Origin of the sequence: Streptomyces sp. P9-2B-2 (assembly GCF_030406865.1) — a bacterium.
GTDB classification, from domain to species: domain Bacteria; phylum Actinomycetota; class Actinomycetes; order Streptomycetales; family Streptomycetaceae; genus Streptomyces; species Streptomyces platensis.
In genome coordinates this window covers 4,681,777-4,706,369 of record NZ_CP129126.1, presented here as the reverse complement: position 1 = coordinate 4,706,369, position 24,593 = coordinate 4,681,777, and the positions used below count along the sequence as shown (strand labels likewise).

The window sequence follows — 24,593 nt, the reverse complement described above, 5'->3', positions numbered from 1 at the left end:
CGTGGACATGCGTCAGGGCTCCTTTCAGGCCTCAGGCCGCTACGAGGTAGGAGAAGACGGATTCCAGCGACTCGTCGGAGGGCGAGACCGTCAGAAGGCGGATGCCGTGGTCGCGGGCGACCCTCGGCAGGAGTTCGGTGAACCGGCCGAAGTCGATCGCCTGGATGCGCAGCGCGCCTTCGGTGAAGTCCACCTCGATGCCGGCCGTCGAGGGGTCGGCGATCAGCGCACCGGCCAGCGCCCGGTCGTTGTCGGACCGGACGAGATAGCGGTGCGGGCGGTCCGTCATCAGCCGGCGGATCTTGCGGAAGTCTCCGGACGCGGCATGCCGCCCGGCGACCACCACCTCGATGTGCGCGGCGAGTTGCTCGACCTCTTCGAGGATGTGCGAGGAGAACAGGACCGTACGGCCCTCGTCTCCCATCCGCCGCAGCAGCTCCATCAGCTGCATCCGCTGGCGGGGGTCCATCCCGTTGAACGGCTCGTCCAGCAGCAGCACCGACGGGTCGTGGACCAGCGCGGACGCCATCTTCACCCGCTGCCGCATGCCCTTGCTGTACGTCGAGATCTTGCGGTCCTGGGCGTACTCCATCTCGACGGTGGCCAGCGCCCTGGCCGCCTCTTTCCGCCCGAGGCCGTGCAACTCGGCGTTGGCGAGCACGAATTCGCGGCCCGTGAGGAAGTCGTACATCGCCTCGCGCTCCGGGACGATGCCGATGTGGCGGTAGATGCCGGCGTTACGCCAGATCGTCGTCCCGTCGAGGGTGACGGAGCCGTTGGAGGGCGCGAGGAAGCCGCCCATCATGTTGATGAGGGTGGACTTGCCGGCGCCGTTGGGGCCGAGCAGGCCGGTCACGCCGGGGCCGATGGTCATGGTGATGTCGTTGACGGCAACGACATTGCCGAACCAGCGGGAGACACGGTCGATGTGCACAGTCGTCATGGGCGCGGCCCATTCCTTCGGAGGGTGGTGGCGGGCGACAGACAGAAGGCGCGTGGGCGCAGCCCATCCCTGGGAACGGCGGTGGTGGGTGACGGGTGGGAGGTCACAGGCCGGCCTTTCGGTAGCGGCGCATCAGGAGGGCGTAGCAGCCGACGATGACGGCCAGCGTCACCAGGAGATAGACGAAACCGGCGCCGGTGGTCGGGGCCAGGCCGTTGGGGAAGGAGCTGCTGCCACCGAGGAACGTCGACTGCACCCCGTCGATCAGCGTGATGGGGGAGAACAGCCCCAGCCAGCTGACGGCGGACTCATGGCCCTGGACGAAGGCGATGCCCTGGACCGCGCTCACCGCGCCGTACGGGATGGTGAGGACGGCGATCACGGCGGCGACACCGAAGCCGCGGCGCGGGGTGACCGCGGAGACGACCAGGCCGATCCCGGCGAACAGCAGCGAGAGCAGCACCACGGCGACCAGCCCTTGCGCCAGACCCTTGGTCTGCTCGAGGAAGTCCAGCTTCGCCAGCAGCGCCCCGACGTAGAGGATCAGCAGCGGTAGGCCGCTGAGGATGAACAGGGCGGCGGCCATGGCCGCGAACTTCGAGACCACGTAGTCGACCCGCTCGATGGGCCGGGAGAAATACAGCGGTATGGACTTGAACCGCAGATCGCGGGAGACCGACTGCGGGGCCTGCGCGGCCAGATACAGGCCGATGACGGCCTGGAGGAAGACGGCGTAGCGGGAGTAGCCGACCGGGAGGGCCTGGGCCTTGGTGACCACCGCCACCGCCACCATGATCGCGGCGGGCAGGCACATCGCGACGAGGAGCAGCAGCGGCAGCACCTTGCTCTTGGCCGAACGGCCCAGACCGTAGGAGCCGCGCAGGCTCTGCGAGAAGAGCGACCGGCGGGCGTAGGCGCGGCCCAGGCGGGGGCCGTCGTAGTGGCGGTAGCCGATGTTGTGGATATAGGCGTCGGCCGGTGCGCCGGAGGGGGACGCCGGGTGCGCGGACGTCATGGGCTCAGGCGACATCGTGGGCGCCTCCGTCCTGGGTGGCATACGGGGCGCCCGGGGCGCCTGCGGTGGCGGTGGCGGCCTGCGCCGCATCCGCGTCGCGGAAGACCTCGGCGATCTGGTGGCGGCGCTGTTCCATCCGGATCAGGCCGAGCCCGAGTCCGGCGACGGTGTCCCGCACCAGGTCGTACGTCTCCTCGCCGGCCGCCTCGACATACAGGAGGTGGCCGGAGGCGGCGAGGCCCTCGGAGCCGGCCGGGCGGGCGGTCACCGCGGCGCCGGCCGCAGCCAGGGCCGCACGCAGCGCTTCGGTGCCGTCGGGGTGGGCGTCGGTGTCCGTGACCTCGACCGCCAGCGAGGCGGTGACCTGCGTGAACTCATCGGTTGAGGAGGACCGCAGGAGCTTTCCGCCGTCGATGACGACGACATGGTCACAGGTGCGCTCCAGCTCACCGAGGAGGTGGGAGGTCACCAGGACGGAGATCCCGAAGTCGCTGTGGACACGCCGGATCAGGCCGAGCATCTCGTCCCGCCCGGCCGGGTCGAGGCCGTTGGTGGGCTCGTCGAGGAACACCAGCTGCGGGTCGTGGACCAGTGCCTGGGCCAGTTTCACCCGCTGCTTCATGCCGGTTGAGTAGCCGCCGATGGGGCGGTAGCGCTCCTCGTAGAGGCCGACATGGCGCAGGGTGTCCGCGGTGCGCTCGCGGGCGGCGGTCGGCGGCAGCCCGGACATCCGGGCCATGTGCACGACGAACTCCGTCGCCGAGACATCCGGCGGCAGGCAGTCGTGCTCGGGCATGTAGCCGACCCGCTCACGGATGGCGCCGCCGTCCGTGGTCACATCCAGGCCGAGGACATGCGCCGTCCCTTCGGTCGCCGGGGCCAGCCCGAGGAGGATCTTGATCAGGGTGGACTTTCCGGCACCGTTGGCACCCACCAGGCCCGTTACGCCGGGGGCGATGTCAACGGAGAGCCGGTCCAAGGCGGTCACCCGCGGGAACCGCTTGCTCAGGCTTTCGGTCACGATCACAGTCACGTCATCGACGGTAGTGGCAGCCGCCACACCGGTCGTCAACCCAAACGATGGGATGCGCCTCCCCCTGCGGTATTACGTGCCCGTAGGGGTCTCCTGCTGTGAGCTGCCCCCGCCTCAGGGCTGCCGGTGCATATATGCGGCCCTCTTGACGCAGCCGCCGGTCATTGTCACATTCATCAGTGTCAAGTTACGGGCACGTACCGCGATGGACGTCTCACGGACGGACGGTTGGCGATGGCCTCAGTCACCTCAGCGACCCCACCAGGAGCAGCCGGAGAACTCACCGCCGGGCTAAGGGGCTTCAGAGAGGTCCAGCGGCTCGCCTATGCCTGTGCGGAAGCGGTGGCCGCCCAGCTCAAGCCCGGGGTGACCGAGCGTGCGGCGGCACGGATGCAGCGCGAGTGGCTGCGTGAGCGCGGCGTACGGGACTGGTTCCATCTGCCCTTCGCCTGGTTCGGCGACCGCACCGCCTTCGTGAACTTCCGGGTGCCGCTCCAGTTCTTCCCCACCCAGCGTGAGCTGGAGCCCGGGATGGCCTTCATCCTCGACCTGGCCCCCATCCACAACGGCTACACGGCCGACATCGGCTACTCCGGCTGCCTGGGCCTCAACCCCGTGCACGACCGGCTGCTCGCCGACCTCGAAGCGCACCGGGAGCTGATCCTGCGCGAGGTGCGCGAACGACGCCCGCTGCGGGAGATCTACGCGGACGTCGACCGGCTGATGGCGCGGCAGGGCTACGCCAACCGCCACCGCGCCTACCCCTTCGGCGTCATCGCGCACAAGGTCGACCGGGTGCGGCAGCGCCGCTGGTCCCCCACGCTCTTCGGGTTCGGCACCCGGTCCCTGAGGGGCCTGGCCTCCGACGCACTGCACGGCCACCGCGACGGCTGGTCCCCGCTGTGGAGCCCGTACCGCTTCTCCGACCATCCGCCGCAGCCCGGACTGTGGGCGGTCGAACCCCACCTCGGCTTCCGGGGAACGGGCGCGAAGTTCGAGGAGATCCTGGTCGTCACGGACTCCAAGGACCCGCAGGAAAGCGCTTTCTGGCTGGACGACGATCTGCCGCATGTGCGGCGCCGGCAGGAGGAGAAGGCCGCGTGAACACGGGACGTGGATGGGGAAAGGGCAGCGGCCGGGGGATGGGCGACGGCCGGGGGACGGGGAAGGGCCGGGGCACGGGGAAGGGCCGGGGTCCGCGGAACGGGCGGGGCTCGGGGCGGGGGCAGCGGCCAGGGTCCGGAGCGGTGTCCGAGGCCGGGGCCGGGGCCTCGGCTGAGGCCGGGGCCGGGGTCGCTGTGGGGCTGGCCGGGGCGCGGGAGCGCTGGGTGCGGACCGGTGGCATCGAGCTGTGCGTCGCCGAGCTGGGCGATCCGGCGCAGCCCACGGTGCTGCTCGTGCACGGCTACCCGGACAGCAAGGAGGTGTGGTCCGAGGTCGCCCGCGGTCTGGCCGACCGCTTCCATGTGGTGCTCTACGACGTCCGGGGCTGCGGCCGGTCCACCGCCCCGCAGCCGCTGCGGGGCGGCTTCACCCTGGAGAAGGTGACGGACGACTTCCTGGCCGTCGCCGACGCCGTCAGCCCCGACCGCCCGGTCCATCTGGTCGGTCATGACTGGGGCTCGGTGCAGGGCTGGGAGTTCGCCACGGTGCGGCGTACGGAGAGCCGGATCGCCTCCTTCACCTCCATGTCGGGCCCGTCCCTGGACCACTTCGGCCACTGGATCAAGAAGCGGACGGTGCGCCCCACCCCCCGGCGCGCCGCCCAGCTCCTCAACCAGAGCGCCAAGTCCTGGTACGTCTACATGCTGCACACCCCCGTGCTGCCCGAGCTGGCGTGGAAGGGCCCCCTCGGCAAGCGCTGGCCGAAGATCCTCCAGCGGGTGGAGAAGGTGCCGGGTGGTGACTACCCGACCGCGTCGCTGCCCACCGACGCGGCCCATGGCGCCTGGCTCTACCGCGACAATGTCCTCCCCCGGCTCCGCCGCCCGCGCGCCGACGCCTATGCGCACTGCCCGGTCCAGCTCATCACCCCCACCGGCGACGCCTTCCTCTCGCCGCGACTTTACGACGATCTGGAGCAGTGGGCGCCGCAGCTGGTACGCCGCACCCTCCCGGCCAAGCACTGGGTGCCCCGCACCCGCCCCGACCAGCTCGTCTCCTGGATCGGCGAGTTCATCACCGCCAAGGAGGAGGGCGATCCGGCGCGGCAGGTCGTGGCGAACGGCGCCTACGCCGACCGGTTCGGCGGGCAGCTGGTGCTGGTCACCGGCGCGGCCGGCGGCATCGGCCGGGCAACGGCGTTCGCCTTCGCGGAGGCCGGCGCACGGGTCATCGCCGTCGACCGGGACGCCGAGGGCGCGGCCCGGACCGCCGAGATGTCCCGGCTGATCGGTGCACCACAGGCCTGGGCGGAGGTCGTCGATGTCTCCGACGAGACGGCGATGGAGAAGCTCGCCGACAAGGTGCACGCGGAGTACGGAACCGTCGATGTGCTGGTGAACAACGCCGGCATCGGCCTGTCCGGCTCCTTTCTCCAGACCGGGACCGAGGACTGGAAGAAGGTCCTGGACGTCAATCTGTGGGGCGTCATCCACGGCTGCCGGATCTTCGGCCAACGGATGGCGGACCGCGGCCAGGGCGGCCATATCGTCAACACCGCCTCGGCAGCCGCCTTCCAGCCGTCGAAGCTGCTGCCCGCCTACAGCACCTCCAAGGCGGCGGTCCTGATGCTCAGCGAGTGTCTGCGCGCCGAACTGGCAGGTCAGGACATCGGCGTCTCGGCCATCTGCCCCGGACTGGTCAACACCGGCATCACCAGCACCGCCCGTTTCGCCGGAGTCTCGGCCGACGAGGAGAAGCGCCGCCAGGCCAGGGCCGCGCGGCTGTACGGGCTGCGCAACTACCCGCCGGAGAAGGTCGCCGACGCCATCCTGCGCGCGGTCGTCCGCAACCAGGCGGTGGTACCGGTCACTCCCGAAGCCCGCGGCGCCCACCTGCTCTCCCGCTTCGCCCCACGCGTCCTCCGCGCCCTCGCCCGCTTCGAGCCACGGCTGTAGGGAGCGGCGGGACCCTGCGTGGGGGCGGGGCTCCGGACGCAGGGTCCCGTCCGGCCGTTACGCCGCCCCTTGGCCTCCGGGCCGGAGCCTCGGCCCCGGCCCGGAGGGGGAGCCGGACGCAACGAATCCGCAGGACGAGGCGGCCGTACCATCCCTCGCAGGAAGGGTCGCTGCGGACGGCCGTCGCGCCTACTTGGCGTCCCTCCCCGGCCGCACTGGGCCAGGGTGGGCCGGGGCGGGCGCGATTGAGCACGTGGCCGGCCCGGCTCGTAGCGCGCGGCCATCTCGTAAGGAGCACCACAGTGAACGAGCAGCCGCCCACAGGCGAAGCCCGCACCGCCGAATACCGCATCGAGGATCTGGCGCACCTCAGCGGCGCCACGGTACGCACCATCCGCGCCTACCAGGACCGCGGACTGCTTCCCCGCCCGGAACGCCGCGGCCGGGCCAATGTCTACGGCGCTGCCCACCTGGCCCGGCTGCGCCAGATCGCCGATCTGCTGGACCGCGGCTACACCCTCGCCAGCATCAAGGAACTCCTCGAGGCCTGGGACGCGGGCCGTGACCTCGGCGGGGTCCTGGGCCTGGTCGCCGAGATCGACGGGCCGTGGACCGACGAGGAGGCGTCCCGCATCAGCCGCACCGAGCTGAACGCCGCCTTCGGGGGCAGCCCCGATGAGACGGCGCTCGCCGAGGCCGTCGAACTGGGCGTCCTGGAACGCATCCCCGGCCGGGACGACGAGTTCCTCGTCCCCAGCCCGCAGGAACTCGCCGTCGCCGCCGAACTGCACTCCGCCGGTGTCCCGTTGACGGCGATCGCCGGTCATCTGCGGGAGGTGCGCGGCCAGGTCGAGCACATCGCCGCCCGCTTCCTGGACTTCACCACCGAGCATGTCTTCCAGCAGTTCCTGGACCACCCGCCCACCGAGGCCGAGGCCGCGGAGGCCGCCACCCTCGTACGCCGCCTCCGCCCCCTGGCCCAACAGACCATCGACGCCGAACTCGCCCGCGCCATGCGCTCCCTGGCCGCCCGCTATCTACGCCATCACCTCAGCGAGGCACTGCCACCCGAGACACGGAGACCCACCGAAACGACTGCCGGGGCAGGTGCAGGGGCAGGGGCAGCGGGTGAGGCCGGGGCAACGGGGGAGGCCGGGACATCAGCTGGTGCGGGGGCCGGACCCGGGGCAGGGGCAGCAGCCGGGGTCAAGGCGAAGCCCGGAGCCGGGGCAGGGCCCGGGAGCGTCCCCACGCCTCGGGCCGCTTCCGGCCGGCCGCCCGCCCCGCCGCCCGCGCCCGGGCCGGTCGCGGACCCCCGTACCGCGGCCGCCCCGGCGCCCCACCCGACGGCCGCCCCGGAGACGGTGCTGCTCCCCGCCGGTGCAGTACAGGCCGTGCGGGAACTGGTCGGTACGGATAACACAGCCGCCTTCATCGCCGCCGCCGCACACCGGGAGGTACAGGCCCGCACCATGGACGCCCTGGTGGCGGGCGACACCGGCGCCAACACCAGCAGCCACACCGGCACCGGCCCTGGTTGCGGCACCGCATCGGCGGGCGACGCGGGCAGCACCTGACGGCCCCCAAAGGCAGGAGACGGGCCACAGACCACGGCCTCGACCAGCCCATAGACGAGCCCCCAGACCAGCCCCACGCCCCGAGCCCGCCCCCACCCCATCCCCACTCTTCAGCTATCAAGCATCAATCGATCCGCAGCCCCCTGCCGCGCCCTCCCCCCACTCACACGTCAACCCACCGAATCCGGCAACCAGTTGCCATGAAATCCATACGGCACCCGCTGCGGAAGATGGACCGTGGCGACCGGGTCGGCGGAGATGTCCTCCGAGTCGAGTACGACGAGGTCGCTGGTGTCGGTGGAGGCGTCGTAGACATAGGTGATCAGCCAGCCCGGCCCGCCGGGACGGTCGTCCGCCGGGGCGAAGACCGCCTCGCCTGGTGTGCGTCCCGGGCCGAAGTCATGCCGGACGGCCACACCGGTCTGGAGGTCGTAGCGGAGCAGGGCGCCGGGTATGTGGCCGGTGCCCGGCAACTCGCCGACGGTGGCATGGCCGAAGCGGGCCGGCTGTCCGGTGAGGCGGTCATCCACCCGGGGGAACTCACAGAACTGGTCGTCCAGTTGCTCTTCGGCGACCGTGCCCGTCACCAGGTCGATCGTCCAGCGCCAGAGGTGGGCAGGGGTCCGGCCGCCGTAATCGGCGTAGCGGGAGACATGGAGGACGATCCGCTGGTCGCCGTCGTCGTGGGCGTTCAGAGCGTGGAAGACATAGCAGGGGTCGATGGGCAGCCAGCGGACCTCTCCGTAGGGATCATCGCGGCGCAGCACACCGAGCCGGGCGCCGTACTCCGGGTTCCACTGATACGGCATACCGGGGCGGCTGCGGTCGAAGACGACCGGGAGGTCCATGAAGATGACATGGCGGGCGGTCAGATGGAAGTCATGCATCATCGTGTGCCCCGGAACGTCGATGGGGCGGCTGATCACCAACTCCCCTGCGGCATCGGCGCGGTGGTAGGTCAGATAGGGCGGAGTGGGCCCGCCGTATCCGAAGAAATGCAGCTCGCCGGTGGTGGGGCAGGTCTTGGGGTGGGCGGTCATGGCGGTGGTGAGCCGGCCGCCGAAGTCATGGGCGCCGAGGGTCTCCAGCTCATGGCCGGGGCGGCAGTCGATTTCGTACGGGAACGACGACTCGACCAGGGCGAGGGTGCGTCCGGCGTGCCGGACGATATGGGTGTTGGCCACGCCCGCCGCCAGATTGCGGCGGCCCTGCGCGTCCACCGGACGCACGCCGTCGGTGAAGGTGGCGGTGCGGACCCAGCGGTTGCGGTAGGAGATGGCCCGGCCGCCCTCCAGGCGCAGGCCGTGGACCATTCCGTCGCCGAAGAACCAGTGGGGAGTGGCGGCGTCCCTCGGGTTGGGGCCGTTGCGCAGGAACCAGCCGCTGAGTTCGGGCGGGATCGCGCCCGTCACCGGCAGGTCGTAGGCGGTCAGTTCGTCCGTCACCGGGGCGAAGTTGCCGGCCATGTGCGGTGCGGGGGCGTGTGATGCGGATGCGGTGGTCGGGGAGGTGGGGGTCATGAGGTCAGGCCTCCTTGGATGTCGGCCCGCGCGCCGGAGCTCTCCATGAAGCGGGCACGGGCTCGCTCCGGGTAGGAAGCCGTGAAGCGGGCGGGAAGGATGAATCCGGCGAGCTGAAGGGCGATCGAGAAGGCCACATGCCACCCGTAGGCGGAGGCGGCGGTCTGGGCGAGCGCGGTGAGGGTGAAGGACAGTGCCCACGCGGCCGTGAGCACCACATTGATCCGGCGGAACAGCGGGGTGTGCCAGACCTCCGGCGGGGCCATCCGGCGCGCGATCCCCATCGTGAAGGGCCGTCGCACAGCGATCGACACCCAGGCGATGAGCGCCAGCCATCCCATCGACAGGGCGCTGCCGTACATCTTGAGACCGCTGTCGGGGCGGACGAAGGCCAGCACGCCGAGGGCCGCGAAGAACACGATCGTGCCGTACTCCAGCAGGCGCAGGTCGAGCGAGAGACCGCCGGCGCGGTCGGCGATGAGCAGCGCGACGGCTGACACCAGACCGGCGAGCGCGCCCCACTGCCAGCCGAACGAGGACACCCCCGCGAAGACCAGCCACGGGATGAAGCCCCGTAGATAGTTCATGATTCCCCCTCTTCGCTCGCGGCCGTCATCCGAACCGCGCCCACATTCCAACTTCGACATGTCGAACATAGAAGCTCCACCTTTGACATGTCAACAGTGGAAGGTAAAGTGCGGGTCATGAGCCTGAGACATGCCGTGCTGGGCCTGCTGGCCGAATCCCCCGCGAGCGGCTACGACCTGATGAAGCTGTTCAACGCCTCGCTCGCCAGCGCCTGGCCGGCCACCCAGAGCCAGGTCTACGGCGAGCTCACCAAACTCACGACCGCCGGCCTGGTCGAGGTCGCCGCCCACGGCCCCCGCGGCCGCAAGGAATACGCGATCACCGATGACGGCCTGGCGGAGCTGCGCCACTGGCTGACCGAAGTCGAACCCAGCGGTCCCCCGCGCCATGACGGCCTGCTGCGCGTCTTCTTCCTCGGCATCGTCACGCCGCTCGAAGCGCAGACGTTCCTCCTGCATCAGGCCGAGCGCGCCGCGCGTACCCACGCCACGCTGGAGCACCTCGAAGAGACCACCGAGTGGGACACGGAAATGATTTCGGTCTACGGGCGGATCGCGCTGGAGTACGGCCTGCGGATATCGGCGATGCAGGAGGAGTGGGCCCGTTGGGCCGCCGACGAGGTGACCGGCGCGAAGGCACGCAAGGCGAGCGAACTCGCGCGGGCGCGGCACAAGGGGCAGGAGGGCCAGGACGGGGAAGTCCGGCCCGGCGAAGGGGAGTGACGCGCCGGGAGCCCCGCCGGAGGACCACCGGACTCCCGGCGCCAAGGCTCCCGGCCCCAGGCCACAGGACTCCCCACCCCATGGCTCCCGACCTCAAGGCCCCCACACCTCCCCCCAACAGGAATTCAGGTGCCACCCCACCGCCCTGCGCGGCACTCTGGAGGCATGAACACCCAGCGCTCCGTGCGCCTCTCGAAGTACCTGGCGAAGCATCTGCGCCATGAACCGGAACGGATCGGCATCACCCTCGATGCCCAGGGCTGGGTGCCCGTCGCCGAGCTGATGGCCGCGGCCGCACAGCACGGATTCCCGTTCACCCAGGAAGAGTTGGCGGCCGTGGTGGCCGACAACGACAAGCAGCGTTACGCCCTCGACGGCGACCGGATCCGCGCCAACCAGGGCCATTCGGTACCGGTCGACCTCGATCTGCCGCCGTCCGTGCCTCCCGCCCATCTCTTCCACGGGACAGTGGCCCGCAGCGTGGCCGCCATACGGGAGGAGGGGCTGCGGCCGATGTCGCGGCATGCCGTCCATCTCTCCCCGGACCGCGAGACCGCGACCCGGGTGGGCGCGCGACGCGGCAAGCCCGTGGTCCTGACCGTCGACGCGGGCGCCATGCACCGCGCCGGCCATGTCTTCCGGGTCAGCGCCAACGGGGTCTGGCTCACCAGCCGCGTACCGGCCTCATTCCTGCGTTTCCCGGGCTGACCACCGCGCCCGGAAGGCCGCGGTTCAGAGCCCCGGCGCACCCCACACCGGGAACCACCGCGTCAGATCCTTCTCGATCGTCAGATCGTCCCCGAGCATCGCCCGCACCTGTAGTTCGAGCGGGTTGTCGCGCTTCTCGCCGCCCTCCCGCTGGGGCGCGAAGGGGTAGAACGTGCCCCGCTTGTAGAGGTAGACCAGCGCCAGCGACCGCTGCTGCTCCTCCCGGAAGCCGACCAGCGAGCACAGCAGCTGGGGGCCGAAGCCCGCCTCCTCCAGGGAGGTGTTGACCGCATGCAGGTCGTTGACCAGGCCCGCCACATCCTCCGGCGGATGCCGTACGAGCAGCCAGGTATAGCCGTACGCGTCCTGGGTGAGCTCCACGGAGCCGTCCAGCAGGGACCGTGCCTCCTCCTGGATACGGGCGAACGCCCCGCCCTCGACGCTCGCGAAGCACACCGATCCCCGTCCGGTGGGGACGAAACCGGCCGCGGCCTGGAGGGTCACCGCGGCGGACGGCAGCGCGAACAGCTGGTCGAGGTCGGGACGGACCGGCTTGGTGCGGCCGAGGATGGCATCCAGAAATCCCATGTGCTGCTTACTCCTTGCTCGTCACGACCGACCGGTCACCAGCGGGACACCACGCGCTCCGCGCCTCACGCCCGCCCCAGCTCTGTCGAGATCCGGGCCAGCTGGTCCAGCCGCTGGTCCAGCGTCGGGTGGGAGGACAGCAGCCGGCTGAAGCTCTCCTTGTTGAACGCGGGGGCGAAGTAGAAGGCGTTGAACGGCTGGGCCTTGCGCAGATCTTCGGTCGGGATCCTCGCCATCTGGCCGGTGACCTTGGTCAGCGCGGCGGCCAGTGCGGACGGCCGTCCGGTCAGCAGGGCGGCGGCCCGGTCGGCGGACAGCTCGCGGTAACGGGACAGCAGCCGGGTCAGCAGGAAGCTGATCGCGTAGACGACCACGCTGACGGCGGTCACGATGAGCACGGCGATGGCCGCGTTCTGGTCCCGGTTGTTGCGGCCGATACCGCTCCACAGGGCGGCCCGGGTGATGATCCCGGCCAATACGCCGAGGAACGAGGCGATGGTCATCACGGCGACATCGCGGTGCGCGACATGCGAGAGCTCGTGGGCCAGCACCCCCTCCAGCTCGGCCGGCTCCAGCCGCCGGAGCAGCCCCGTGGTGGCGCACACCAGCGAGTTCTTCTGACCACGGCCGGTGGCGAACGCGTTCGGCACATCCGACTCGGCGATCGCGACCCGCGGCTTGGGCATGTCGGCCAGCGCGCACAGCCGGTCGACGGCGCCGTGCAGTTCGGGCGCCTGCTCCGGGGTGACCTCACGCGCGCCCATGCTGAATGCAGCGATCCGGTCGCTGAACCAGAACTGCGCGATGAACAGGGCACCCGCGATCACCAGCACCACCACCCAGGCGCCCTTGAGCAGCACCACCAGCACGCCGACGACCACGACGTAGAGCAGTCCGATGAAGAACATCGTCGTGACCATGCGTGAGGTCAGCCCGCGATCCGGGGCGAATCGGGTCCGTGCCATGGCTCCTCCACAACGCCGCACTTCGCGCAGTGCGCCGACCGCCCGCGCGCCGTCTTGGCACCGCGCGTCGCGTGCGGCCCACTGCGCCGCTGTCCCGATTCTCCCTCTTCAGGGCTATATGCGGGGTAAAGCCCAGGTCAGGGGACGACCGGGCGCGTCGGGCGCACCGGAGGGATGGGGCGCACCGGCCCCGTAGGGAGCACCGGGCCGGGAGCCGTCTACCGGGCGCCCAGTTGCGCCAGCCCCTCCGTGGCGATCCGCTCGAAGACCGCGACATCGGCCTCGAAGAGCGAATCGGCGATCGGCCAGTGGAGGACCAGTTCGTCGATACCCAGCTCGGCGTGGTGGCCGGCGAAGTCGACGAAGGCGTCCACGGAGTCCAGCGGACGGTCCGGGGTGAAGCCGGTCAGCATGATCTTCTGTAGGTCGGCGACCTCGCGGCCCTGGTCGGCACAGGCCTTCCCCAGCCGCTCGAACTGCCTGCGGATCGCCTCGTGCGACTCCGCCGGGGTGCCGCCCCCGTTGGACACCTTGGGATCACCGGTCGTCACCCAGGCCTGGCCGTACCGGGCCGCCAGATTCAGCCCGCGCGGGCCGGTGGCCGCCACCGCGAACGGCAGCCGCGGCCGCTGCACACACCCGGGAATGTTGCGCACCTCGTGCGCGGAGTAGTGCACGCCCTCGTGGGAGACGACGTCCTCGCTCAGCAGCCGGTCCAGCAGCGCGACGAACTCGCCGAAGTGGTCGGCCCGTTCGCGCGGCGCCCAGGGCTCCTGGCCGAGCGCGGTGGCGTCGAAGCCATTGCCGCCGGCGCCGACGCCGAGGGTGATCCGGCCGTCGCTGATGTCGTCGAGCGAGATCAGCTCCTTGGCGAGGGTGACCGGGTGCCGGAAGTTCGGCGAGGTGACGAGGGTGCCAAGGCGCATCCGGGAGGTGACGCCGGCCGCCGCGGTCAGCGTCGGTACGGCGCCGAACCAGGTCCGGTCGCGGAAGGTGCGCCACGAGAGGTGGTCATAGGTGTACGCGGCGTGGAAGCCCAGCTCCTCGGCGCGCTGCCACACCTCCCGCCCGCCTTCGGACCAGCGGCGGACGGGGAGTATCAGGGTGCTCAGTCGCATACTCCGAGCGTACGGCCGTCCGAAGCACCCGACGATTCTCCCTCGGTGCACCGGACGGCTCAGCCCACCTGCCCATACGCCCTCGGACCAACGGCGCGCGGGCTCATCCGCGCAACCCACCGCACTCCTGTGCACAGCGGTACGGGAAGATGGCCCCGTGACTGATGCCTCCGCCCCACCGTCCCGGGCGCCCGAAACGGCCGTGACGCCCCGGCTGATCGCCACCGATCTCGACGGCACCCTGCTGCACGACGACAAGACGGTGTCCGACCGCACGATCGCCGCGCTCGCCGCCGCGGAACGGGCCGGCCTGGAGGTCTTCTTCGTCACCGGACGCCCGGCCCGCTGGATGGGCGTGGTCAGCGACCATGTGCACGGCCACGGCCTGGCGATCTGCGCCAACGGCGCGGCCGTCGTCGATCTGCACCGCGGCGGCCGGATCGTCGAGGTCAGCCCGCTGGAGCGGACCACCGCCCGCCAGGTCGTGGACGCGCTGCGCAGCGCCGCGCCCGGCACCTCGTTCGCGGTCGAGCGGACCGGCGGCATCCACTACGAGCCGCAGTACCCGCCGCTGCTCCTCGATCCGGCCGCGGTCGTCGCCCCGGTGGAGAAGCTGCTCGCCGACGACTTCGTCCCGCCGCTGGGCCCGGAGGACACCGAGCCGGACGGCCCGGACGGCGGCAGCGCCCCCGCCTTCCCCGACCAGCCCGTGATCAAGCTGCTCGCGCACCACCCCGAGCTGGACCCCGACACCTTCCTCGCCCTGGCCCATACGGCGGCCGGCGAACTTGCGACCTTCACCCGGTCCAGCCCCACCGCCCTCCTGGAGATCAGCGGGCCCGGCGTAAGCAAGGCCGGCACCCTGGCCCGCTGCTGTGCGGAGCGCGGTATCGCGCCGGAAGAGGTCGTCGCCTTCGGGGACATGCCGAACGACATAGCGATGCTGTCCTGGGCCGGCACCTCGTACGCCATGGCCAACGCGCACCCGGATGTACTGGCCGCCACGACGCGCCGTACGGCGTCCAACAACGACGACGGTGTCGCGGCGGTCATCGAGCGGATCCTTCAGGACGGCCACCTCTAGGGCCGCCTGTCCGGCGTCGGACCGTCTTACAGCGGCGCCTGCCACCGCACCATCGTGCCCGTGCCGCCCTCGCCCAGCCCCGGGCCGTATGTGCTGGAGCCGCCCAGCGCCTCCGCCCGGTTGGCGAGGTTCTTGAGGCCACTGCGGCGGCCGCTGTCCGGGATACCGATGCCGTCGTCGGCAACGGTAAGACGGACGCCGTCGGTGCCGTCCGGGAGCCGGATCGTGGCATCGACGACGACCTCGATCCGGGTGGCCTGGGCGTGCCGGAAGGCGTTCGACAGCGCCTCCCGCAGCGCGGCGATCAGGTTCTTGCCGGTCAGCTCGCCGACCCGGGTGTCGACCGGGCCGACGAAGTGGGCCGAGGGCTGGAAGCCGAGCGGTACGGCGGCGGTGCCGATCTCGCGCAGGACCCGGGTCCGCAGCCCGGACGGCGCCTCGGCCGGGCCCTGTTGGAGGGCGAAGATCGCGGTGCGGATCTCCTGGATGGTCACATCCAGCTCGTCGACGGCCTTGCCGACGCCGTGGGACACCTCCGGCACGATGGTCCGGCGCTGTGCGCTCTCCAGGATCATGCCCGTCGCGAACAGCCGCTGGATCACGAGATCGTGCAGGTCACGGGCGATCCGGTCGCGGTCCTCGTAGACGGCGAGCCGCTCGCGGTCACGCTGGGCATCGGCCAGCACCAGCGCCAGCGCGGCCTGCGCCGCGAACTGGGTGGCCAGCGTCCGCTCCGCGGCGGTGAACGGGCGGGCACCCCGGGACCGCGGCGTCGCGAGAGTGCCCAGCACCCGGCCGCCGCTCTTGAGCGGCAGCATCATGCTGGGGCCGAAGCGCTGCGCGATATCGGTGACCATGCGCGGATCGGAGGCCGAGTCGTCCACGAACACCGGCTCCCCGGCGAGGAGTTGTTCCACCACCGGGCTGTCGGTCGGGATCTGTGTCCCCATGATCCCGGCGGGCTCGTCGGCCGACACCGCGACGATCTCCAGACCGCCCTCCTCATCGGGCAGCAGCACGATGCCGGCCGCCGAGTCCGCCAGCTTCCGGGCCTGCTCGGCAACCACGGCCAGCGCATCGTCCACATCGCTGCCGGCGAGGAGTTCGGTGGTCACCGCCACCGAGCCGTCGATCCACCGCTCCCGCTGCCGGGTCGCCGCGTACAGCCGGGCGTTGCCGATCGCGATCCCGGCCTCGGTGGCCAGCACCCGCACCATGTGCAGGTCCTCCTCGCTGAACACCCCGCCGTCGCGCTTCTCCGTCAGATAGAGGTTGCCGAAGATGTCGCCCTGGACGCGGATCGGCACCCCGAGGAACGTCCGCATCGGTGGGTGCCCCGGCGGGAAACCGGCCGAGCGGGCGTCCTTCGTGAGGTCGTCGAGGCGCAGCGGCTTGGGGTCGTGGATGAGGGCACCCAGCAGCCCCTTGTGGCCGTCGGGCAGCGCGCCGATCCGTTCGTGCTGCTGCGGGGTCACGCCGTACGTCACGAAGTCCGACAGCCCCTCGCGGGCCTCGTCGATAATCCCGATCGCCGCATAGCGGGCATCGGCGAGCTCGGCGGCGGTCTCCACGATCCGGTCGAGGGTGCTGTGCAGATCGAGCCCCGCGCCGACCGTGCGCATCGCCTCCAGCAACTGCGGCACCCGGGCGGTCAGCTCGGTCGACAGACCACGCAGACTGCGGGTCGCCTCGGTGGCGGCGTCCATGGGGTCGGGGACCGCACCCGGGCCACCGCTCCCGAGGTCCCTGGGGTCTGAGGGTGGTGGTCCTGCCGTGGCTGCCATGCCATGAGCCTAATAAGGGCGGTTTTCTGGGGAAAGTCCAGTTTGCGAAGGCGGCGGTCGGCCGGGCCCTGCACTCCACCGACCGGCACCCGCAGGCGACCGGCCGGCCGCCGCTCCCCGCCGCCGCCCGGCCCCGGCGCTACCCCACCGGCTGGGCCTCGCCGTACGCCGCGTCCACCGCCCGCTCGCGCTCCAGCATCCGCCGGAACGGGCCGTCGGCCGCGGCCAGCTCCGCGTACGTCCCGCGCTGCACGGCCCGCCCGCCGTCCAGGACCAGTACCTCGTCGACCGCGTCGAGGCCGGTGAGCCGGTGGGTGATCAGGACCGTCGTACGGCCCTCGGTCGCGGTCAGCAGATCGGCGGTCAGCGCGTCGGCGGTGGCCAGGTCGAGATGCTCGGCGGGCTCGTCCAGGACGAGCACCGGGAAGTCCGCGAGCAGCGCACGGGCCAGCGCCAGCCGCTGCCGCTGGCCACCGGACAGCCGGGCGCCGCGCTCCCCGATCATGGTGTCCAGCCCGGCGGGCAGCCCGCGCACCCAGTCCGCGAGCCGCGCCCGGCCGAGGGCCTCCCACAGATCCTGGTCGGCGCCCGCGGCGCCCCGCCCCTCCGGGCGGGCGAGCCTGAGATTCTCCCGCAGCGAGCTGTCGAAGAGGTGCGCGTCCTGCGCACACAGCCCCACCAGCCGCCGCACCGCGTCACCGGCCATCTCCCGGGCGGCCGTGCCGCCCAGCGTGTAGGTGCCCGACTCCTCGTCCAGGAAGCGCAGCAGCACCTGCGCCAAAGTGGTCTTCCCGGAGCCGGACGCGCCCACGACGGCCAGCCGGTGCCCGGCCGTCAGCGTGAAGCCGACGCCGTCCAGCGCCGGGCGGTCCTGTCCCGGGTGGCGCGCGGTCAGCTCCCGTACGGCCAGCGGGAACGGCGTCGCGGGAGCGGCGGCCGGGGTGACCGGCTCGGACACCGGCTCCGGCGCGTCCAGCACCTCGAAGACCCGCTCGGCGGCGTGCCGGGTGCGCCGGCGGTACTGCACGGCGAGCGGCAGCCCCGCCACCGCCTCGAACGCGGCCAGCGGCGTCAGCACGACGACCGCCAGCGCCACCCCCGTCAGCCGGCCCGCGTGCACGGCCTGGACACCGGCCACCGCCGACGCCGCGACCGTCAGCCCGCACAGCAGCGCCGACAGCCCGGCGCCGGCCCCGGCCACGGTGGCCGAGCGGGAGGCGATCCGGGTCAGCTCCCGGTCCGCGCGCCGCACCGACTCCGTACGGGCCCCCAGGGCGCCGGCCACCGTCAACTCGGCGGTACCGGTGAGCACATCGACGACCCGGGTGGCGAGCCGTCCGCGGGCGGGCGCCAGCCGGCGCTCCGCACGGCGGGCCAGCGCACCGGAGAGCACCGGCACCGCCACTCCCGTGAGCAGCAGCCCGCCGGCGAGAATCGCCCCGGCCTCCGGCAACAGCCATCCGGTGAAACCGACCGCACCGGCGCCGACCAGCACCGCCGCACCGACGGGCAGCAGCCAGCGCAGAAAGTAGTCCTGCACCGCGTCGACATCGGCCACCAGCCGCGACAGCAGATCGCCCCGGCTGCGCTCCCTGAGCCCGGCGGGCGCCAGTCGCTCCAGCCGCTGGAAGACGGCGACGCGCACATCGGCGAGCATCCGGAACACCGTGTCGTGGGCGACCAGCCGCTCCGCGTACCGGAACACCGCGCGCCCGATGCCGAACGCCCTGGTCGCGGTCACCGCCACCATCAGATACAGCACCGGCGGCTGCTGCGCCGCGCGCGAGATCAGCCAGCCGGACGTCGCCATCAGGCCCACCGCGCTGCCCAGCGCGAGGCTGCCGAGCAGCAGCGCCAGCGCGAACCGCGCCCGGTGGGCACGGGCCAACCGCCGCAGCCGGGTGAGCGCCGCACCGCGGGCGGCCCCGGCAGCAGTCTCGGACGCGAGGTCCGCGGAAGCGGCCCCAGTGGCTCCGCCGTCCCCGGAAACCGCGTCCCCTGCCGTATCGGGACGCACGGCCACCGACGCGTCCGCCCCGGCGCGCCGCACCGCACCCGATGCCTCGGACGTTGCGGCCCCCGCCACCGGTCCCGGCAGCCGCACCACCCGGTCCGCCACCGCCAGCAGCGCCGGACGGTGGACGACGAGCAGCACCGTACGGCCGACCGCGAGGCGGCGAACCGCGGCCACGATCGCCTCCTCCGTGGCGCCGTCCAGGTTCGCGGTGGGTTCGTCCAGGAGCAGGATCGGGCGGTCAGCGAGGAAGGCGCGGGCGAGCGCGAGGCGCTGCCGCTGACCGGCGGAAAGCCCGGCACCGGACTCGCCGAGCCGGGTCGCCATCCCGTCCGGGAGCGCGTCGACGAAGTCCAGCGCGCCCGCGTCGCCCAGGGCGGTGCGCACCGCGGAGTCCTCCGCGTCCGGCCGCGCCAGCCGTACGTTCTCGGCGATGGTCCCGGCGAAGAGATGCGGGTGCTGCGGCACCCAGGCGATCCGCTGCCACCAGCTCTCGGGGGCGAGGGACGCGATGTCGTGGCCGTCGGCCAGGGCCCGGCCCTCGGACGGTGCGGTGAAGCCGAGCAACACGCTCAGCAGGGTGGACTTGCCGGCGCCGGAGGGCCCGACCAGCGCGACGGTCTCCCCGGGCCGGACCTCGAACGAGGTCGCGGGGAGCGAGTCGGCGGTCCGTCCCGGGTGGCGGACCACGAGTTCCTCGACGGCCAGCGCGGTGCCCCGCGGCGCGGGCGCGGTGCCGGGCGTCCGCAGCGGGGTCTCCAGGACGGCGAAGATCTCTTCCGCGGCCGACAGCCCCTCGGCCGCGGCGTGGTACTGCGCACCGACCTGCCGCAGCGGCAGATACGCCTCGGGCGCCAGCACCAGCACCATCAGGCCGGTGTAGAGGTCGAGTTCACCGTGCACCAGCCGCATGCCGATGCCGACCGCGACCAGTGCGACGGAGATGGTGGCGAGGAGTTCGAGCGCGAAGGAGGAGAGAAAGGCGATCCGCAGGGTGCGCAGCGTCGCCTGGCGGTACTCCCCGGTGATGGACCGGATGGCGGCGGCCTGGGCCTTGGCCCGGCCGAAGACCTTCAGGGTGGGCAGGCCCTCGACGACATCGAGGAAGTGGCCCGACAGCTGGGCGAGCAGCCGCCACTGACGGTCCATCCGCGACTGGGTGGCCCAGCCGATCAGGACCATGAACAGCGGGATCAGCGGCAGGGTGAGCACGATCGTGAGTGCCGAGAGCCAGTCGCCGGTGACGATCCGGGCCAGCACCGCGAGGGGAACGACGACCGCCAGCCCCAGCTGCGGCAGATAGCGGGCGAAGTAGTCGTCCAGGGCGTCGATGCCGCGGGTGGCGAGGGCGGTGAGTTCGCCGGTGCGCATCTCCAGGGTGCCCGTACCGGAAGCGGCGGCCGCTTCCGCCCCGGCCGCCTCCGGGACCTGCGCGCCGCCGTCCGTACGGCCGATCACCGCGCCCGGACCCAGCCGCGCCGCCCGCTCGATCAGCCGCCTCCGCAGCTCGGACTTGGCCGCCGCACCGGCGCGATGGGCGGCCAGTTCGGTCAGCCAGGAGACCAGGCCGCGTCCGGCGGAGACCGCGGCGAGCAACACCAGGGGTGTGGTCAGGGCGCCGAGGGCGAGATCGTGCTGGAACGCTCCGACCACGACCTCGGCGATCAGCATCGCCTGGCCCACGACCAGGCCCGCTCCGGCAAGCCCGAGCACCACCACCGCGATCAGGAAGCCGCGGGTGGCGTGGGCGTAGCGGAGCAGACGCGGGTCGACGGGTTTCACGTGAAACATTCCCTCCTGCTGAGGCCGCCCCGAGGGGCGGCAGCTCAACTAGTGGGCCTCGGCGATGTGTTGGGTGCCGATGCGCTTGCGGAACACCCAGTACGTCCACCCTTGGTAGAGCATCACGAGCGGTGCGGCGAAACCGGCACCCCACGTCATGATCTTCAGGGTGTAGGCGCTGGAGGCGGCGTTGCTGACCGTGAGGTTCCAGCTCTCGTTCAGCGTGGACGGCATGACGTTCGGAAAGAGCGTCAGGAAGAGCATCGTGACCGCGGCCACGACGGTGAGGCCGGAGAAGGCGAACGCCCAGCCCTCGCGCCCGAGCCGGTTGGCCCCGAGCGCCGCGACCAGCGCGACCACCGCCACGATCATGGCGACCAGGCTGGTGCTGTCGCCCTTGTCGGCCTGCGTCCAGCCGAGGAACCCGACCGCCACCACCGCGGCGATCGGCCCCAGAACGGCCGCCATCCTGCGCGCCCGCTCCCGGATGTCCCCCACCGTCTTCAGCGAGGCGAACACCGCGCCATGGAAGGTGAACAGCGTCAGCGTGACCAGACCGCCGAGGAGCGCGTACGGGTTCAGCAGATCGAGCAGGCTCCCCACGTACTCCTTGTGGGCATCGATCTTGACCCCGTGCACGAGGTTGCCGAAGATCACGCCCCACAGCACCGCGGGCAGCAGCGAGGTCCAGAAGATCGTGTGCTCCCAGTTCCGCTGCCAGCGCTCCTCGGGCCGCTTGACGCGGTACTCGAAGGCGACACCGCGCAGGATCAGGCAGATGAGGATCAGCAGCAGCGGCAGATAGAAGCCGGAGAAAAGGGTGGCGTACCACTCCGGGAAGGCGGCGAAGGTCGCACCGGCCGCACTGATCAGCCAGACCTCGTTGCCGTCCCAGACCGGCCCGATGGTGTTGATCAGTACCCGCTTCTCCTTCCGGTCACGGGCGAGGAGCTTGGTGAGGACGCCGATTCCGAAGTCGAATCCTTCGAGGAAGAAGTACCCGGTCCAGAGAAAGGCGATAAGGACGAACCAGACGTCGTGGAGTTGCACAGTCGCCTCCTAGTACGAGAAGGCCATCGGCCGGTCGGCGTCCGTGCTGTCGCCGCCGATCTTGGTGGGCGGGTTGAGGTCGGAGTCGTTGAGCTCCGGGGGGCCGGCCTTGATGTACTTCACCAGCAGCTTGACCTCGACCACGGCGAGGATGGCGTAGAGCGTGGTGAAGACGATCATCGAGGTGAGGACCTCGCCCTGCGAGACGCCCGGGGACACCGCGTCCGAGGTGCGCAGCACGCCGTAGACGGCCCAGGGCTGGCGGCCCATCTCGGTGAAGATCCAGCCCCAGGAGTTGGCGAGGAGCGGGAAGCCGAGGGTGACGAAGGCGAGCGACCAGTACCACTTGCTCAGCCGGGCACCGAGCTCCCTGTTCTTGGTGAGCGCGAGCCGGGGTGGTTCCTCGTCCCCCGTACGCAGCCCCGGCGCCAGCCAGAACTTCTTACGGGTGAGCCACAGCCCGGCAAGTCCGATGGCGAACGACGACATCCCGAAGCCGATCATCCAGCGGAAGCCCCAGTAGGCGACCGGGATGTTGGGCCGGTAGTCACCGGGCCCGAACTTCTGCTGCTCGGACCGGTTGACGTCGTTGATGCCGGGGACCGGCGAGGTGAAGTCGCTGTGGGCGAGGAAGGAGAGCAGACCGGGAACCTCGATGGCGACCTTGTTGTGGCCCTTGTCGACATCCCCGTAGGCGAAGATCGAGAACGGCGCCGGCTTCTCCGTTTCCCAGAGCGCCTCGGCGGCGGCCATCTTCATCGGCTGCTGCTTGAACATGACCTTGCCGAGCGAGTCACCGCTGATCGCGGTGAGGACGCCGGCGATGACCAGCGTGATCAGCCCGAGCCGCAGCGAGGTCCGCATGACCTTGATGTGCTTCTTGCGCATCAGGTGGAAGGCGGAGATGCCGACCATGAACGCGGCGCCGGTCAGGAAGGCCGCGGTCAGCGTATGGAAGACGACGACCAGGGTGGTGTCCTGGGTCAGCACCTTCCAGAAGTCGGTCAGCTCGGCACGGCCGTTCGCGGCGTTGTACTTGTAGCCGACCGGGTGCTGCATCCAGGAGTTCGCCGCCAGGATGAAGTACGAGGAGAGCAGTGTGCCGATCGAGACCATCCACATGCAGAAGCAGTGGATCTTCTTCGGCAGCTTGTCCCAGCCGAAGATCCACAGGCCGATGAAGGTGGACTCGAAGAAGAACGCGATCAGCGCCTCAAAGGCCAGTGGAGCACCGAAGACGTCGCCGACGAACCGCGAGTAGTCGGACCAGTTCATACCGAACTGGAACTCCTGGACGATGCCGGTGACGACACCCATCGCGATGTTGATCAGAAACAGCTTGCCCCAGAACTTGGTGGCCTTGAGGTACTTCTCCTTACCCGTACGCACCCATGCGGTCTCGAGTCCGGCCACCAGAGCCGCGAGGGAGATCGTCAGGGGGACGAACAGGAAGTGGTAGACGGTCGTGATGCCGAATTGCCATCGCGCCAGAGTCTCTGGCGCCAACGCCAGTTCCATGTCGTGCTCCTTACGTCGCCGTGTGGCACCACGGCAATGCCCCTTATGCACCCAATAAAAGGCGCATAACGGATGGGCTTGTGAACGCGTTCACATTCACAAGCAATTATCTCCTATGACTTTTCGGCCAATCCCCGGGGGGTACGTGACCGCGGTCACGTCGGCGCAAAAACGCACCGAGGCCGCGGGTCGGGCAGACCCACGGCCTCGGTGCGGCGTCCTTGCCGCGGGCCTACAGCGCCTTGCGGAACTCCTCCGCGGCCTGCAGGAACAGATCCATCGCCGAGCTCTCGCCGATCGTCACCCGCACCCCCTCACCGGGGAACGGCCGCACGACGACCCCGCCCCGCTCGCAGGCCGCGGCGAAGTCGACCGTACGGTCCCCCAGCCGCAGCCAGACGAAGTTGGCCTGCGACTCCGGGACCGTCCAGCCCTGCCCGAGCAGCCCGTCCACCACCCGCGCCCGCTCGGCCACCAGCGCATCGACCCGCTCCAGCAGCGCGCCCTCGCTGCGCAGCGACGCCACCGCCGCCTCCTGCGCGAGCTGGCTGACCCCGAACGGCACCGCCGTCTTACGCAGCGCGGCAGCCACCGGCTCATGGGCCACCGCGAAACCGACCCGCAGCCCCGCCAGGCCGTACGCCTTGGAGAAGGTCCGCAGCACACACACATTGGGGCGGTCGCGGTAGAGATCGATTCCGTCCGGCACCTCGGCGTCCCGGATGAACTCGCGGTAGGCCTCGTCCAGCACCACCAGCACATCGGCCGGCACCCGGTCCAGGAAGGACTCCAGCTCGGCACGGCGCACGACGGTGCCGGTGGGGTTGTTCGGGTTGCAGACGAAGATCAACCGAGTCCGGTCGGTGATCGCGGCCAGCATCGCGTCCAGGTCGTGCACCTCACCGGAGGTCAGCGGGACCTGCACGGACGTGGCACCGGAGACCTGGGTGATGATCGGGTACGCCTCGAACGAACGCCAGGCGTAGATCACTTCATCACCGGGCCCGGACGTCGCCTGGACCAACTGCTGCGCCACCCCGACCGAACCGGTGCCCGTCGCCAGATGCTCCACCGGCACCGAGAACCGCTCGGACAGCTCCGCCATCAGGCCCGTGCAGGCCATGTCCGGGTAGCGGTTGAACGACCCGGCAGCGGTCACCGCGCTCTCCAGGACCCCCGGCAGCGGCGGATAGGGGTTCTCGTTGGAGGACAGCTTGTATGTGACGGGGCCGCCGACCGCCGCCGGCCGGCCCGGCTTGTAGGTGGGGACGCCGTCCAGCGCAGCACGCAGCTTCGGGATCTTCTCGCTCACCGCAGGTCCTCCTCGACCGTCCACTCATCTCCAATACTGCACACCTTATGAGGATTAACCCGTTCGGCGGCAGCCCCGACCCGCCGGCGGTGCCTCCCCACCGCCCGGACGGGCCCTCCGGCGAACCCCGCGCAATCCCTCCTGGGAGCGCTCCCCGGACCGACGCACGCCGGTGGCTTACGCCGTGGCGCGCATCCCCCGTCAAGGTGACTT

Annotated in this window: 19 protein-coding genes; 6 read left to right on the top strand and 13 right to left on the bottom strand. The window is 71.1% G+C overall.

What is annotated here, in order from left to right:
* Positions 1-31 precede the first annotated feature (31 nt).
* From QT196_RS20525 to QT196_RS20515, 3 genes are all read right to left on the bottom strand, one after another.
* Positions 32-943: an ABC transporter ATP-binding protein gene (locus QT196_RS20525; RefSeq protein WP_168480469.1), complete on the bottom strand. Its 912-nt coding sequence runs from the start codon at positions 941-943 to the stop codon at positions 32-34.
* Between the two features lie 103 nt (positions 944-1,046).
* Complete coding sequence (locus QT196_RS20520; RefSeq protein ID WP_290355371.1) at positions 1,047-1,958, bottom strand: ABC transporter permease subunit; 912 nt, start codon at positions 1,956-1,958, stop codon at positions 1,047-1,049.
* Positions 1,959-1,962: 4 nt separating this feature from the next.
* Positions 1,963-3,018, bottom strand: coding sequence for an ABC transporter ATP-binding protein (locus QT196_RS20515; protein WP_168480467.1), 1,056 nt, complete (start codon positions 3,016-3,018; stop codon positions 1,963-1,965).
* A 207-nt stretch (positions 3,019-3,225) separates the two neighbouring features.
* Between QT196_RS20515 and QT196_RS20510 the strand changes: the two genes are divergently transcribed.
* The 3 genes from QT196_RS20510 (at position 3,226) to QT196_RS20500 (ending at position 7,627) form a co-directional block, all read left to right on the top strand.
* Positions 3,226-4,095, top strand: a complete 870-nt coding sequence (locus QT196_RS20510) for a M24 family metallopeptidase (RefSeq protein WP_168480466.1) — start codon at positions 3,226-3,228, stop codon at positions 4,093-4,095.
* Between the two features lie 194 nt (positions 4,096-4,289).
* The gene (locus tag QT196_RS20505) at positions 4,290-6,050 is read left to right on the top strand and encodes an SDR family oxidoreductase (protein WP_290356686.1); all 1,761 of its coding nucleotides are present in this window, start codon (positions 4,290-4,292) and stop codon (positions 6,048-6,050) included.
* A 302-nt stretch (positions 6,051-6,352) separates the two neighbouring features.
* Positions 6,353-7,627, top strand: a complete 1,275-nt coding sequence (locus tag QT196_RS20500; protein WP_290355370.1) for a MerR family transcriptional regulator — start codon at positions 6,353-6,355, stop codon at positions 7,625-7,627.
* Between the two features lie 170 nt (positions 7,628-7,797).
* Here the strand turns inward: QT196_RS20500 and QT196_RS20495 are convergent, their stop codons facing one another.
* Together QT196_RS20495 and QT196_RS20490 are read right to left on the bottom strand one after the other, a co-directional pair.
* Complete coding sequence (locus QT196_RS20495; protein WP_168480465.1) at positions 7,798-9,147, bottom strand: carotenoid oxygenase family protein; 1,350 nt, start codon at positions 9,145-9,147, stop codon at positions 7,798-7,800.
* Positions 9,144-9,734, bottom strand: coding sequence for a hypothetical protein (locus QT196_RS20490; RefSeq protein ID WP_168480464.1), 591 nt, complete (start codon positions 9,732-9,734; stop codon positions 9,144-9,146). Before QT196_RS20490 ends, QT196_RS20495 begins: the two co-directional genes overlap by 4 nt.
* Positions 9,735-9,851: 117 nt before the next feature.
* On the opposite strand from QT196_RS20490, the gene QT196_RS20485 reads away from it, so the two are divergent.
* Together QT196_RS20485 and QT196_RS20480 are read left to right on the top strand one after the other, a co-directional pair.
* Entirely contained in the window at positions 9,852-10,457 is a 606-nt protein-coding gene (locus QT196_RS20485; RefSeq protein ID WP_168480463.1) for a PadR family transcriptional regulator, read from the top strand.
* Between the two features lie 165 nt (positions 10,458-10,622).
* The gene (locus QT196_RS20480) at positions 10,623-11,165 is read left to right on the top strand and encodes an RNA 2'-phosphotransferase (RefSeq protein WP_290355369.1); all 543 of its coding nucleotides are present in this window, start codon (positions 10,623-10,625) and stop codon (positions 11,163-11,165) included.
* Between the two features lie 24 nt (positions 11,166-11,189).
* On the opposite strand, the gene QT196_RS20475 is transcribed toward QT196_RS20480, so the two are convergent.
* The 3 genes from QT196_RS20475 to QT196_RS20465 form a co-directional block, all read right to left on the bottom strand.
* On the bottom strand, positions 11,190-11,753 hold the full coding sequence (locus QT196_RS20475) for a hypothetical protein (protein ID WP_168480461.1): 564 nt from the start codon (positions 11,751-11,753) through the stop codon (positions 11,190-11,192).
* Between the two features lie 65 nt (positions 11,754-11,818).
* A complete protein-coding gene (gene htpX, locus QT196_RS20470; RefSeq protein WP_290355368.1) occupies positions 11,819-12,718 on the bottom strand; it encodes a zinc metalloprotease HtpX in 900 nt (299 codons plus the stop codon).
* Between the two features lie 218 nt (positions 12,719-12,936).
* Positions 12,937-13,836, bottom strand: a complete 900-nt coding sequence (locus QT196_RS20465; RefSeq protein ID WP_168480459.1) for an LLM class flavin-dependent oxidoreductase — start codon at positions 13,834-13,836, stop codon at positions 12,937-12,939.
* A gap of 157 nt (positions 13,837-13,993) precedes the next feature.
* Between QT196_RS20465 and QT196_RS20460 the strand changes: the two genes are divergently transcribed.
* Positions 13,994-14,920, top strand: a complete 927-nt coding sequence (locus QT196_RS20460) for a Cof-type HAD-IIB family hydrolase (RefSeq protein ID WP_266737582.1) — start codon at positions 13,994-13,996, stop codon at positions 14,918-14,920.
* A gap of 26 nt (positions 14,921-14,946) precedes the next feature.
* Here QT196_RS20460 and QT196_RS20455 read toward each other — a convergent pair whose 3' ends face one another.
* The 5 genes from QT196_RS20455 to hisC form a co-directional block, all read right to left on the bottom strand.
* Positions 14,947-16,626, bottom strand: a complete 1,680-nt coding sequence (locus QT196_RS20455; RefSeq protein ID WP_168483854.1) for a GAF domain-containing protein — start codon at positions 16,624-16,626, stop codon at positions 14,947-14,949.
* A gap of 217 nt (positions 16,627-16,843) precedes the next feature.
* A complete protein-coding gene (gene cydD / locus QT196_RS20450) occupies positions 16,844-20,509 on the bottom strand; it encodes a thiol reductant ABC exporter subunit CydD (RefSeq protein WP_290355367.1) in 3,666 nt (1,221 codons plus the stop codon).
* A gap of 39 nt (positions 20,510-20,548) precedes the next feature.
* On the bottom strand, positions 20,549-21,550 hold the full coding sequence (gene cydB / locus QT196_RS20445) for a cytochrome d ubiquinol oxidase subunit II (RefSeq protein ID WP_168480457.1): 1,002 nt from the start codon (positions 21,548-21,550) through the stop codon (positions 20,549-20,551).
* Positions 21,551-21,559: 9 nt separating this feature from the next.
* Positions 21,560-23,068 carry a cytochrome ubiquinol oxidase subunit I gene (locus QT196_RS20440; RefSeq protein WP_266737578.1) on the bottom strand — a complete coding sequence of 503 codons (1,509 nt, stop codon included), beginning with the start codon at positions 23,066-23,068 and terminating at the stop codon, positions 21,560-21,562.
* 232 nt (positions 23,069-23,300) lie between these two features.
* The gene (gene hisC, locus QT196_RS20435) at positions 23,301-24,380 is read right to left on the bottom strand and encodes a histidinol-phosphate transaminase (protein WP_168480455.1); all 1,080 of its coding nucleotides are present in this window, start codon (positions 24,378-24,380) and stop codon (positions 23,301-23,303) included.
* Positions 24,381-24,593: the final 213 nt, after the last annotated feature.